We start from the raw sequence: 12,488 nt of genomic DNA on the forward strand, positions 1-12,488 counted from the left end.
ATGCAGGCCCTCAGAACTTCCGCCAGCGACGCCGCCTTGCTCGACCCCGCATCGTCGGCATGGTCGGGCGCGCGCTGGACGTCTTTTGACATGATGCCGGCGCCGCTGGCGATGGTGGAGCCGGCCTCGGCCTTCCTGGCGCTGAGCGCCGACCACGGCGCCGTGAGCAAGCTCGATGCGGCCTTCCTGCACAACGGCTCGGCCTTTGCCGTGGCCCTGCGCTGGGCATCCGCGCGCCACGACCGGATCAAGGACCTCGACCAGTTCGCCGACGGCGTGGCGGTGATGTTCCCGCTGGCGCGCACCTCCATCGCGATGACGATGGGCAGCCCGGGTGCGCCGGTCAACGCCTGGCTGTGGCGTGCCGACAAGCCGGTGCCCTATGGCGTGATCGCCGAGGGCTTTGCCGCAACGCGGCGGCTGCCGGCCGACGAAGCGGGCGACCTGGCGGTGAGCGCCCGCCACGACGGCAGCCGCTGGACCGTGATCCTGCGCCGCGCGCTGCAGGGGCCGGCAGGCCACGCCCGGCTCGTGGCGGGGCAGAGCACCAGGGTGGCCTTCGCCGCGTGGGACGGCGGCAACCGGGAGCGCTCGGGGCGCAAGGCGTTCTCGGGCGACTTCATCGACCTCGACATCGCCCGCTGAAGGAGCAGCACATGAACGCACCCACCGACGCAACCATCGCCCCGGCCGTCCACGTGCCGGTCTCCGAGCGCACCCGGGCCGTTGCCGCGCGCTCGCAGGTCTACCAGCTTTTCGGCCAGTTGTTCATCTACCCTCGCGCGGCCGGGCAGCAGCAGTTCGTGCATGCCGGCGCGCTGGAGCAACTGCGCCGTGTGCGCGCGCTGCTGCCCTACCGCGTGGATGCGTTCCACACGCTGCAGGCGCCGCCGCCCGACCCCGATCTGCCGGTGACCTACACGCGCCTGTTCGACAACTGCACGGGCCGCTCCCTGATGTCGCTCAACGAGAAAGACCACCTGGGCGAGCCGGCGCAGAGCATCTGGGAAGACCTGATCCGCTTCTACGAGCACTTCGGCATCCGCTACGAACTGGGCGTGAACAAGGAATGGCCCGACTGGATCGGCATCGAACTGGAGTTCATGCACTACCTCGCCGCGCTGGAAGTGGCGGCGACAAGCGAGGCGGACGCCCGCAACTTCATCGCCGCGCAGGCCGACTTCATCGACCGCCACCTCGCCCGCTGGGTGCCCCGGCTGTGCGAGGCCCTGCAGAAGAAGGCGGCAAACACCGCTTATGGCGCCTGGGCCGAGGCGCTGGGGGCGTTCGTACAGGCCGAACAGCAGTTCAACCGGCAACGCCGCCCGCTGGCCCAGGCGGCCTGAGCCAATCCCCGTTCCAACCAGCACGAGAGAAAACACATGGAAAAATTCAACTTCACGCACATTCCCCTGCCCGAGCTGCCGCTGGGCGGGCTGGAAACCCCGCTTACCGACGACGAACGCATGATCGTCGATGCCGTCGCCGCGTTTGCCCAGGAGGTGATGCGCCCGCTGGGCCAGCAGCTCGACCGCATGACGCCCGAGGAGGCCGCCGCGCCCGAATCGCCCATCCACGGCTTCCTGCAGCAGCTCAAGGACATGGGCATCGGCCCGGAGGGCCTGGTGACGATGGCGCCGGAGCAGATGGCGCGCATGCTGCCCATGATCCAGGGCATCCTGGGCTGGGGCGATGCGGGCCTGGCCATCCTGGCGGGCAGCACGGGCTTCGCCGGCTTCGCCGCGCACCAGACGGGCAACGCCGAGCTGATCGAGCGCTTCGGCTCGGCCCCGGGCTGCTGGGTGGGCACGCAGCCGGACCGCGGCTCGGACTGCTCCGACATCGAGGGCAAGGAGATCCTCCCCGGGCGCCGCCACGGCAAGCCCAACCTCACCGCCCGCGTGACGGCCGACGAGGTCATCCTCAACGGCCAGAGCTCGGCCTGGGTATCCGGCGCGCCGATCGCGCAATGCGCGCTGGCCTACGTGCCGGCCGACTATGGCGACGGCCTGTACGACGCCAACGGCCTCATGCGCGGCGTGGCGCTGTTCATCTCCTTCGACGAGAAGGGCGTGAAGAAGGGCCGGCCGCTGGACAAGATGGGGCAGCGTTCGCTGCCGCAGGGCGAGGTGTTCTTCGACGAGGTGCGCGTGCCGCGCCGCTACGTGCTGGCGGACGAAGGCGCGTTCAACGGCAGCTTCTTCGGCGCCTTCACCCTGGCCAACATGGAAATGGCCTGCGTGTTCTCCGGGCTGGCGCGGGCCGCCTACGAGGAGGCGCTGGCCTACGTGCACCAGCGCCGCCAGGGCGGGGCGGTGCTGATCGAGCACCAGTCGGTGCGCGCGCGCCTCTACAAGATCTGGGAGAAGGTCGAGCTCTGCCGCGCCATCACCCAGCGCGCGTGCAACTTCAACGTGCTGGGCCAGCCGCACGTGCTGGCCTCCATCACGGCCAAGGTCTCGGTCACCGAGCACGCGCTGGCCGCCGTCAGCGAAGCGCTGCAACTGTTCGGCGGCAACGGGCTGACGCGCGAATACCCGCTCGAAAAGATGTACCGCGACGCCCGCGCCGCCACCATCGAAGACGGAGAGAACCATGTGCTGGGCCTGGTGGCAGCCGGGCACCTGAGCAAGTGGTATCGCCAGCACCATGAATGACGGATCGATGGGAGTACACGAGATGAACACGACTTCAAATACAGAGGGCCGGCGCGTGCTGCCTGATCTCCGTGGCCTGGTTGCCGTCGTCACGGGCGGGGGCAGCGGCATTGGCCTGGCACTTGCGCTGCGCGCTGCCCGCGAAGGCATGAAGATTGCCATCGCCGATATCGAAGCTGGAGCCGTCGAGCGCGCGGTCGAGCGCGTGAAGCAAGCGGGCGCGCGGCAGGTCATCGGCGTGATCACCGACGTATCCCGGCTGGAGTCCGTGCGGCAGCTGTCGCAGACGGTGCATGCGCAACTGGGCGCCCCCTGGCTGGTCGTCAACAACGCGGGCGTGGCGAAGGCGGGGCTGTCCTGGGTGCTCCAGGACAAGGACTGGGACTGGATGCTCGGTGTCAACCTGGGCGGCGTCGTCCATGGCATCACGACCTTCCTGCCGGGCTTGGTCGAACGCGATGCTGGCTACATCGTCAACACGGCGTCGGCCGCTGGTTTGATGGGGGTGCCCGGTGGCGCGCCCTATGTGGCATCCAAGCACGCCGTGGTGGGGCTGTCCGAGTCGATCTACCGGGAACTGCAGGCCGTGAAGGCTGGCGTGGGCATCTCCGTGCTCTGTCCGGCCACCGTGGACACCCGCATTGCGTATGCCGACCGGAACCAGCCGGGCGTCGAGCACTACGAGGCGCCCACGGAGGGCCTGCCGCCCATTCCTTTCGAGGAGCCCTTGCATGTCCTGTCCCCGGAAGCCGTGGCCAATCAGGTATTTGGCGCCATCGCGCAGCGCCGGTTCTGGGTGCTCCCCCACGCCGGGCTGATCAGCCCGGCCGTTCGGGCGCGCGCGGACCAGATCACGAGCCAGCGAAATCCTGACACCTTCAGCATCGATCAGGACTCCGCACGCATCCACAGCATGGCGACCGGCGTGGATTTCATTGAATGACCTTCTTTCTGGAAAGGGGAACGAAATGCGCAAGAAATGGATAGCCGCCGTGTTGGTCCTGGCCGCGGCCGTGGGCGCGGGCGGATGGCTGCTGGGCTTTTGGCCAGGCACCCAGGGGGAGCCTGACGGGGAGCGCTTCAGCGTCGACACCACCCCATTGGGCCGGCTGCTGGACACGCCCTGCACGCGCGCGCTGTTCATCGACAAGTTCGGTGCCGCCGCAATGGTCGATGCGCCCCAAATCAACCTGGCCCGTCATCTCACGATGAAACGCCTGGCGGCCTTCCCATTGGCGGGTATCAATGATTTCAAGCTGCGGGCGATGCAGGCCGAGTTCTTCAAGTTGGATCCGAAGTCGCCGGATTGCCAGCGCCCGGCGGTTTGACGCCATCCAGTAATCCAATAGGAATCGCTTATGTTTTCAAACATTGCCAAAGGCCTGCGCGCATTGCGTCGCTATGGCGTACTGCAAAAAGGTCCGTGGTGGACCAACGCGCGCATGGTGTTCGCCGATGTGCCCCTCGAATACGAAGTGGTCAAGGAGTGGGTGCCTTTTCCGCTGACCATCCCCAAGCAGCCGGTGGCCACCGTGTTCATGGCGCACTATCCGCATTGCGCGTTCGGAGTGCCCTATCTCGAAGTCGGGGTGATGGTCCAGGTCAAGCTGTTCGGCATCTTCCCGATGCTGCATTGCCCCTGGATGCTCGTCGACGACGATCTGCACCTCATCAATGGCCGCGAGCTGCTGGGATACCCCAAAAAGATGGCCCAGATGGAGTTTGAGGAAAAGGATGGGCGCTTTGTCGGCTCGGCCACCCGGCGCGGGCAGGAAGTCTTCCGCATCGAGGGCACGATCGGCAAGCCCCTGACCAACCCACGGCCTGGAGCAGGGCAGTGGTGGATCAACATGCGCCACATGCTCACCTTCTTCCCGGGCCACCTGGTGGCGTTCCGTCCTCAGGAAACAGTGCATCACGCCAACGAGATGCCCGACATCAAGGTCACGTTCTCGCCTTCGGAGTTCGACCCCATCGGCCACGTCACGGGGCCGGCACGGCACGGGTCGATCCGCACCTGCGACTTTACCGGCAACATCACCCTGCCTCCTTTGCGCGTCTGGCCCGTGGGCCCGTTCTTTCAATCCAAGCTGCTCCCGCTGCGTACGCGCTGAGCCGCTGATTTCCCTTCCTTTCACAACAGGAGCAACGCCATGAGCGTCAACGACATCATCAATCGCTTTCCCGCAGCCGTGCGGGGTAGCGCTGCAGCCAACGTCAAAAAGACCTGGCAATACAACATCACCCGCCCGTGCTACGTGGTGCTCGATCACGGCAAGTGCGAAGTTCACGAAGGTGCGACCGACCAGTTCGATGTCCGTTTCACCATCTCGGACGACAACCTCGTCGCCCTGTTCAAGGGAGAGCTGTCGGGCATGGCCGCCTTCATGTCCGGCAAGCTCAAGGTAGAAGGGGACCGCATGTTCGCGCAGCGCATTCCCTCCTTGTTCAACACCGACATCCTGCTTGGGCGCGCTTGAATACCGGGCCTGAAAAAGACATGGACGCCGCTGTGCCGCTGACATTGACGATGCCCGTTGTCCGGTGCGCGTCGGTCATGTGGCGCAGGTTCGTCGCAATCCTACAGGCATGAAACATGACCGACATCCGTACACCGCGGCGCATCGACGTCCACCACCACATCATTCCGCCGGCGCTCGTGCAGCGCATGGACGAACTGGGCATCAACGCCGTGGCCAATGCCCCGCTGCCAGGCTGGACACCTCGGCACTCCCTCGACGTAATGGACATCAATGACATCGAGACCGCCATCACCTCGCTGTCTGCTCCTGGCGTCTACTTTGGCGACAAGGACAAGGCAGTCAGCCTGGCACGTGCCTGCAACGAGTTCGCGGCGAACATGGCGCGGCGGCATCCGGGCCGGTTCGGCAATTTCGCCGTGCTGCCCCTGCCGTTCACCGACCTCGCCTGCAAGGAGGCGATCCATGCACTGGAACATCTGGGCGCGGACGGCGTGACGCTGCTGGGCAGTTCGGAGGGCTATTTCCTGGGGGATGACCGCTTCGACGAATTGCTGGACGAACTGAACCGCCGGCAGGCCACGGTCTTCGTGCACCCCAATGTCCATGCATCCAGCGAGACGCTGAAACTGTCGATTCCGGAGTTTTTCGTCGAGTTCCTGTGCGATACCACCCGTGCGGCCACCAACCTGATCCTCAACGGCAAGATCGAGCGCTATCCCCGCATCCGATGGATCCTGGCCCACGCAGGCGGCTTTCTGCCCTACGTCGCATGGCGCCTGTCTTTGTCGAACGTGATACCCAAATTTGCGCGCAAGGCGCCGCAGGGCTTTCTGCACTACGTCAGGCGCTACTACTTTGATACGGCCCTGTCTCCTTCCCCCTTCGCGCTGGCCGCGCTGCAGCAACTGGTGGATCCGTCCCACATCCTGTTCGGCAGCGATTTCCCGTTCGCACCAGCGCCGGTTACGGCCCTGCAAACCCAGCAGCTCGGGCAAATCAGCTTCATCGATGACGCCACCCGGCAGGGCATCAACAGGAACCATGCGCTGGCGCTCTTTCCGCGCCACGCGGATCCCACGGATTCCTTTGGCGTAGCCCCCACCCACGGCCGGGCGAGCCTTCGCACGCGGCTGGGGCGCATGGCGCTTCAGCCCATTCTTGCCCTGGCGGACCGCACCCGCAACCGCTGAACCCAGCCGATGGCTGCGCGGGCGTCGCGCGGCATGGCCTGCATCCGCGTTAAATTTGTATGTACAACTATTGCATATACAATCAATCGCATGCAAGCCGAAACCACCCCGGTGCTTCCGCAAGGCTGCACCAACTTCAAGCTGCGCCAGCTGATGCGCCGCGTGGCCCACCACTACGACGCCGAGATGGCGCGCTGCGGGCTCAAGACCACGCAGTATTCGCTGCTGTCGCATGTGCTCAAGCTCGGGCCGATCCGCCCGGGCGATCTGGCGGCGGCGATGAAGATGGACGCCTCCACGCTCACGCGCAATCTGCGCCCCCTGGTGGACGCGGGCTGGGTCACGCTGGAGCCGGGCGCCGATGCGCGCAGCCGCCTGGTGCACATCACCGATGCGGGCCGCGACAAGCGCGCCGAGGCCCAGCATTGCTGGAAGGTGGCGCAACGGTCGCTCAACGAGGCCCTGGGCGTGGAGCGCGTGAACGCCCTGCACGCGCTGGTGGACGACGCGCTGGCGCTGCTGGCCCCGGCGCAGGAGGTGGAACATGGCGACGCCGCCTGATACCCGCAGCGCCCCGACCTTGTCCCTGTGGCTGGTGCTGCTGGCGGCGGCGGGCGCCTTCGCGCTCACCATGGGCACGCGGCAGACCATGGGCCTGTTCCTGTCGGCGCTCAACACCTCCACGGCGCTGGGCATTGGCAGCATCAGCCTGGCCTTCGCGTTCGGCCAGCTCTGGTGGGGCCTGACGCAGCCTTTCGCCGGGGCCGTGGCGGACCGCATCGGCACGGGGCGCGTGATTGTCATCGGCGCGCTGCTGGTGGCGTTGGGCACCTTCATCACGCCGCTGATGACCAGCACGGCCGGACTGATTTTCGCCATCGGCGTGCTGGCGGCGGGCGGGGCGGGCATGGCCGGCCCCTCGGTGCTGATGGCCGCCACGGCGCGGCTGGTGCCGGCGCAGCGGCGCGGGCTGGCCACGGGCGTGGTCAACGCGGGCGGCTCCTTCGGCCAGTTCGCCATGGCGCCCATCGCCATCGGCCTGACGGCCGCCGTGGGCTGGGCCAGCGCCATGCAGTGGCTGGGCGTGCTGGTGCTGCTGGCGCTGCCCGCGGCGTGGGTGCTGCGGGGCAACTCGCGGGCGCTGGCCGCGCAGGCCGCCGCCGCGTCGGGCCAGAAGGCGCTGAACGCGCGCGAGGCCATCGTCCAGGCCCTGCGCACGCCCAGCTACCGCTATCTGGCGGCGGGGTTCCTGGTCTGCGGCTTTCACGTGGCCTTCCTGGCCACGCACCTGCCTGGCGTGATCGCCGCCTGCGGCCTGCCGCCCGAAGTGGGCGGCTGGGCGCTGGCCGTGATCGGACTGTTCAACATCGCGGGCAGCCTGCTCATGGGCTGGGCCGTGGGGCGCTGGCGCATGAAGTCGCTGCTGGCGCTGCTGTACGCCACGCGCGGGCTGGCGGTGCTGGTGTTCCTGCTGGCGCCCAAGACGGCGGCGGTGGTGCTGGTCTTTTCCGCCGTGATGGGCGTGACCTTTCTCTCCACCGTGCCCCCCACGGCCGGGCTGGTGGCCAAGATGTTCGGCACGGCCAACATGGCCATGCTGTTCGGCATCGTGATGCTGGCGCACCAGGTCGGCGGCTTCTTCGGCGCCTACCTGGGCGGCAGCGTGTTCCAGGCCACGGGCAGCTACGACTGGGTCTGGTACGCGGACATCGTGCTGGCTGCGGGCGCCGCGCTGGTCAACCTGCCCATCCGCGAGGCGCGGCCGGTGCGGCCGGCGCCGTCGGCCGCCTGAAACCAACAACGCAAGGAGAGCCTTTCATGACCACCCCCCTGTACTTGGACGACCTCGCCGTGGGCGACCAGTTCCAAAGCGGCGAGCACGCCATGGACGAAGGCCAGATCAAGGCCTTCGCCGCGCAGTTCGATCCGCAGCCGTTCCACCTGGACGACGCGGCCGCCCAGGCCACGCTGTTCGGCGGGCTGGCCGCCAGCGGCTGGCACACGGCGGCCGTCACCATGCGGCTGCAGGTGACCAGCGGCCTGCCCATCGCGGGCGGCATCATCGGCGCGGGCGGCGAGCTGAGCTGGCCCCGGCCCACGCGCGCCACCGACGTGCTGCACGTGGTGAGCGAGGTGGTGCAGGTGCAGCCCTCCAAGTCCAAGCCGGACCGGGGCATGGTCACGGTGCGCAGCGAAACCCGCAACCAGCACGGCGACGTGCTGCAGGTGTCCACCGTGCGCGTAGTGGTGCCGCGCAGGCCAGGGCAGGGCGGCTGAGGGTTTATAGGTGAAATAGGCCGCTAGCGCTTACCAGGCAAGCGCTGGCAGCTATCGATTTCATACCGGCACCGTGTAGTTCAGCGTCATGCGCCCGCCGTCCACGGTGACGATCTCGCCGGTCACGTAGCTCGCGGCGTCGCTGGCCAGCCAGGCCACCACGTCGGCAATCTCCGAGGGCTCGCCCAGGCGCTTCATGGGCGTGCGGCTCATGATCTTGTGCTTGGCCTCGTCGCTGGTCAGCACCGCCTTGGCCGCCAGCTCGGTGGCGATGGTGCCGGGCGCGACACCGTTCACGCGGATGTTGCGGTCGGCCAGCGCCAGCGCCATCACGCGCGTGAGCTGGTTGATACCGCCCTTGCTCACGTTGTAGCTGGCGATGTTGGGAATGGCCAGCACGCCGTTGACCGAGCTCATGTTGACGATGGCGCCGCCACCCGCATCAACCATGGCCCGCGCCACGGCCTGGCCCGCGAGGAACGCGCCCTTGAGGTTGACGCGCAGCACGGCGTCGAAGTCCGCCTCGGTCACGTCCAGGAAATCCGCCGCGCGGAAGATGCCCGCGTTGTTCACCAGTACGTCGATGCGCCCATGCGCCGCCAGCACCTGGGCCACCAGCGCGTCCACCTGCGGCTTGTCGCCCACGTCGCAGCGCACGTAGAGCGCGCCCAGCTCCTGCGCCAGCGCCTGGCCGCGTGCGTCGTCCACGTCCACGATCACGGGTTTGGCGCCATCGGCCGCGAAGCGGCGCACGCAGGCCTCGCCGATGCCCTGGGCGCCGCCGGTGACGATGCAGACGCGGCCTTGCAGGCCGAAGTGGATGGAGGATGGCTTGGGGGTGTTCATGGGCGAGGATGGTAGCGGCTGGTGGTGCCGCTTCTTAAATTTATACGATGTATATTATGTTAAATAACAAATATACTGTACGGCGCAGTACCGCCACCCTCCGCACTACACCACGACGATGACGTCCGGATCTGCTGCCTGGGGCGGCAGCGCCTCCCCCAGCATCTCACGCAAGGTCGCCTCAATCATGTCCGACATGGCATGCAGCGCCAGGTCATTCGGGGCCGTGCCGAATGGCTCTTCGATCTCCGAGCCGATGGCTTCGAGTGCGAAGAATGTGTAGGTGATGAAGGCCACGATCACCGGTGTCATGACGCCGATGGCATCGACCAGGCCGAACGGCAGCAACAGGCAATAGAAATAAATGGTCCGGTGGATCAGCACGACGTAGGTGAAGGGAATCGGTGTCGATGCAATGCGTTCGCACCCTCCCAATGCCTCGCTCAGCCGGTTCAGCGGCACCTCCATGGCCGGCACCAGCACGGGCGCCAGGCTTCCTTCGCGCCGCCGCTCGCTGATCCAGCGGCCGGCGAGCAGCAGCAAGACCGCAGGCTTGTAGCGCGCCGCCGCGATCTGGGCACACACCTCTGGGGGCAACAGGCGCCGCATGTCCTCCCTGGGGTCGGTGCCGCGCAACTGGTGGCGCAGCGCATGCACGAACGCGGCCAGGCACAGAGCGAATTCGCGGGCCTTTTCCGGCGTGTCCGTCAGCGTCAGCGCCTGCCGGACCAGGGAGCGGGTTTCATTCAGCAGCGTTCCCCACAGGGTGCGTGCTTCCCAGTAGCGCGCATAGCTGGTGCTGTTGCGAAAGCCCAGGAAGATGGCCAGCGTCAGCCCGATCAGGGAAAACGGGACGAAGTTGAGCTGCACCTTCCAGTCGAGCACCCTGCCGTGCAGCACCGTGACCAGGATGGCGAACAGCGTGGCGGCGCCCAGTTGCGGAAGAATGCCGGGCAGGACAGAGCCGCGCACGACGAACAGCATGCGCAGCCAGTTGGGACGGGGGCGGACGATCATCGAAGGAGGCTGTGCAAGTGGCGGTCACGCCGGCATCGGGGGAAAAGCGCCTGCCTACAATGCGGCGCACACGCCCATCCCATGCCGTCCACGCCCATCCCATGCCGTCCACGCCCTTCCCTGTCCGTACCGAATGCCCTCCGGGCGCATGCGTATGCGAGCGCGAGGCGCTGGTGCATGCGCATGATGCCGATCTGCGGGTTCTGTGGCTCACGAGGGAAGAAGAAAAGCGCCTGTTGCAGCGCCTTGAGAATCTGGCCAGTCTACAGGATCTGCGCCATATGCAAAGGCGCATGTTCGAGCAGCTTGGCATACGGATCAGCGTCCATGCCAGCGCGGTGGAGGTGCGCACGCTGCGGGGCATCACCGTCCTGGTGCACCCTCAGCCAGGGCTGTGCCGCAAGACGCGCCAGGCCATTCCCGCCGCCATCAAGAAGAGCATGGAGCAGCATCCGGACATCGTGTACGCGCTGCTCGACGAAGACGGGCTTTTCGCCTAGCTCCGGGCTTTCTCGGGTGCGCTGAACAGTGCGCGCTGCTGGGCCTCGCGGTCAAATTGGCGGGCCAGGCTGCCGCACACCAGATCGCACAGCGCATACACCGATGCGTCCTCGATGCGGTAGTACACGCTGGTGCCCCGCCCTTCGCGCGCCACCAGGCCATGCTTGGTGAGCAAGGACAGGTGCTTGGACACGTTTGCCACCGTGTAGCCGCACTGCTGCGCCAGGTCGCTCACGTTGTGCTCGCCGTTGCGCAGCAGGTTCAGGATGCGCAGGCGCGTGGGTTCGGACAAGGCCTGGAAATAGGCCGCGACCTGCTCCAGTGCTTCGGGCGGCAAGTCTTTCATAGGGGGAATCCTTCGGAAATGGCCTGATCGGCTGCATGGATTGTAGTGTCGGTTGACTATTCAATCAATTGGTTAAATAATCAATAAATGCACTACGCCCCGCCCCCTCCCCGCTTCCTCTCCAGGACTGGCCTGGCGCTGGCCACGGCCCTGCTGGCTGGCTCCGGCCTGGCTTTCGCGGCTGACATCGCCGCCGTACGCGTGCAAGCGCCTGCCCATGCCGCGTGGGCCAGCGCCGATGCCGTGGTCGAAGCCGTGCGCGACACCACCGTGGCCTCCCAGGTTCCGGGGGCCGTGGTGCAACTGCTGGTGCGCGTGGGCGACCGCGTGCAGGCCGGACAGGCGCTGGTGCACCTGGACGCCCAGGCCGCGCAGCAGAACACCGCCGCCAGCGTGGCCCAGGCCGAGGCCGCGCGCACCCATGCCCGGATCGCGGAAAAGGAACTCGCGCGCCAGCGCCAGCTTTTTGCCAAGCAGTACATCAGCCAGGCGGGCCTGGAGCGTGCGCAGGCGCAATACGACGCGGCGCAGGCCCAGGTGCGCGCGGCCCAGGCCCAGGCCCAGGCGGCTTCGGCCCAATCGGGCTTCTACGTGGTGCGCGCGCCCTACGCCGGGGTGGTGAGCGAAGTGCCTGTGGCGCTGGGCGACATGGCGGCGCCTGGGCGTCCCCTGGTGCGCATGTACGACCCGCGCGCCCTGCGCATTACCGCCACCGCGCCGCAGGCGCTGGTGCAGGCGCTGGCGCAGAACCTGGGCACGGCCGGCCAGGCCGCCATCGAGCTGCCGGGCACGGGGCGCATCGCCATCGAAGCGCGCCAGATCCAGCGCCTGCCTACGGTGGACAGCGCCACGCACACCATGCAGTTGCGCGCCGACCTGCCCGCGGGGCTGGAGGGTGCGGTGCCGGGCATGTTCGCGCGCCTGTGGCTGCCGGGCGCGGGCATGGCGGCGGCGCTGCCCGCCGTTCCCGCCAGCGCCGTGGTGCGCCGCGCCGAGATGACCGGCGTCTACGTGCTCGATGCCCAGAACCACCCGCGCCTGCGCCAGGTGCGCCTGGGCCGCACGCTGCCCGCGGCCGAGGGTGCCGCGCCGCAGATCGAAGTGCTCAGCGGCCTGCGCGACGGCGAGCGCGTGGCCCTCGACCCCCAGGCCGCCGCACAGGTGCGTTGAC

The 12,488-nt window shown here is 67.5% G+C and carries 16 protein-coding genes; 13 read left to right on the plus strand and 3 right to left on the minus strand.

Annotated features, from left to right (window positions below; genetic code table 11):
- The 11 genes from YS110_03460 to YS110_03510 all read left to right on the plus strand — a co-directional run bounded on the left by YS110_03460 (nt 1) and on the right by YS110_03510 (nt 8,607).
- On the plus strand, nt 1-645 hold the full coding sequence (locus YS110_03460) for an ethylbenzene dehydrogenase (protein ID UJB63889.1): 645 nt from the start codon (nt 1-3) through the stop codon (nt 643-645).
- Nucleotides 646-656: 11 nt separating this feature from the next.
- Nucleotides 657-1,346 carry a molecular chaperone TorD family protein gene (locus tag YS110_03465; protein UJB63890.1) on the plus strand — a complete coding sequence of 230 codons (690 nt, stop codon included), beginning with the start codon at nt 657-659 and terminating at the stop codon, nt 1,344-1,346.
- 36 nt (nt 1,347-1,382) lie between these two features.
- Entirely contained in the window at nt 1,383-2,657 is a 1,275-nt protein-coding gene (locus tag YS110_03470; GenBank protein ID UJB63891.1) for an acyl-CoA/acyl-ACP dehydrogenase, read from the plus strand.
- 22 nt (nt 2,658-2,679) lie between these two features.
- The gene (locus YS110_03475) at nt 2,680-3,600 is read left to right on the plus strand and encodes an SDR family NAD(P)-dependent oxidoreductase (protein UJB63892.1); all 921 of its coding nucleotides are present in this window, start codon (nt 2,680-2,682) and stop codon (nt 3,598-3,600) included.
- Nucleotides 3,601-3,625: 25 nt separating this feature from the next.
- The gene (locus YS110_03480; GenBank protein ID UJB63893.1) at nt 3,626-3,985 is read left to right on the plus strand and encodes a hypothetical protein; all 360 of its coding nucleotides are present in this window, start codon (nt 3,626-3,628) and stop codon (nt 3,983-3,985) included.
- A gap of 30 nt (nt 3,986-4,015) precedes the next feature.
- A complete protein-coding gene (locus YS110_03485) occupies nt 4,016-4,771 on the plus strand; it encodes an acetoacetate decarboxylase family protein (GenBank protein ID UJB63894.1) in 756 nt (251 codons plus the stop codon).
- A 39-nt stretch (nt 4,772-4,810) separates the two neighbouring features.
- The gene (locus YS110_03490; GenBank protein ID UJB63895.1) at nt 4,811-5,137 is read left to right on the plus strand and encodes an SCP2 sterol-binding domain-containing protein; all 327 of its coding nucleotides are present in this window, start codon (nt 4,811-4,813) and stop codon (nt 5,135-5,137) included.
- A gap of 116 nt (nt 5,138-5,253) precedes the next feature.
- A complete protein-coding gene (locus YS110_03495; GenBank protein ID UJB63896.1) occupies nt 5,254-6,330 on the plus strand; it encodes an amidohydrolase in 1,077 nt (358 codons plus the stop codon).
- 90 nt (nt 6,331-6,420) lie between these two features.
- A complete protein-coding gene (locus YS110_03500; protein ID UJB63897.1) occupies nt 6,421-6,891 on the plus strand; it encodes a winged helix-turn-helix transcriptional regulator in 471 nt (156 codons plus the stop codon).
- Nucleotides 6,875-8,122, plus strand: coding sequence for an MFS transporter (locus YS110_03505; protein ID UJB63898.1), 1,248 nt, complete (start codon nt 6,875-6,877; stop codon nt 8,120-8,122). The genes YS110_03500 and YS110_03505 overlap by 17 nt, the downstream gene beginning before the upstream one ends.
- A 26-nt stretch (nt 8,123-8,148) precedes the next feature.
- Nucleotides 8,149-8,607 carry a MaoC family dehydratase gene (locus YS110_03510; protein UJB63899.1) on the plus strand — a complete coding sequence of 153 codons (459 nt, stop codon included), beginning with the start codon at nt 8,149-8,151 and terminating at the stop codon, nt 8,605-8,607.
- A 60-nt stretch (nt 8,608-8,667) separates the two neighbouring features.
- Here the strand turns inward: YS110_03510 and YS110_03515 are convergent, their stop codons facing one another.
- Together YS110_03515 and YS110_03520 are read right to left on the minus strand one after the other, a co-directional pair.
- Complete coding sequence (locus tag YS110_03515) at nt 8,668-9,453, minus strand: SDR family oxidoreductase (protein UJB63900.1); 786 nt, start codon at nt 9,451-9,453, stop codon at nt 8,668-8,670.
- Nucleotides 9,454-9,558: 105 nt separating this feature from the next.
- Nucleotides 9,559-10,470 carry a hypothetical protein gene (locus YS110_03520; protein UJB63901.1) on the minus strand — a complete coding sequence of 304 codons (912 nt, stop codon included), beginning with the start codon at nt 10,468-10,470 and terminating at the stop codon, nt 9,559-9,561.
- A gap of 101 nt (nt 10,471-10,571) precedes the next feature.
- Between YS110_03520 and YS110_03525 the strand changes: the two genes are divergently transcribed.
- Nucleotides 10,572-10,970, plus strand: a complete 399-nt coding sequence (locus YS110_03525) for a hypothetical protein (protein UJB63902.1) — start codon at nt 10,572-10,574, stop codon at nt 10,968-10,970.
- Here the strand turns inward: YS110_03525 and YS110_03530 are convergent.
- Entirely contained in the window at nt 10,967-11,317 is a 351-nt protein-coding gene (locus tag YS110_03530; GenBank protein ID UJB63903.1) for a helix-turn-helix transcriptional regulator, read from the minus strand. The genes YS110_03525 and YS110_03530 overlap by 4 nt on opposite strands.
- Before the next feature lie 87 nt (nt 11,318-11,404).
- Here YS110_03530 and YS110_03535 point away from each other — a divergent pair, with 87 nt between their 5' ends.
- Complete coding sequence (locus tag YS110_03535; protein UJB63904.1) at nt 11,405-12,487, plus strand: efflux RND transporter periplasmic adaptor subunit; 1,083 nt, start codon at nt 11,405-11,407, stop codon at nt 12,485-12,487.
- Nucleotide 12,488: the final 1 nt, after the last annotated feature.

The organism is Acidovorax sp. YS12 (assembly GCA_021496925.1).
Taxonomy (GTDB): domain Bacteria; phylum Pseudomonadota; class Gammaproteobacteria; order Burkholderiales; family Burkholderiaceae_C; genus Paenacidovorax.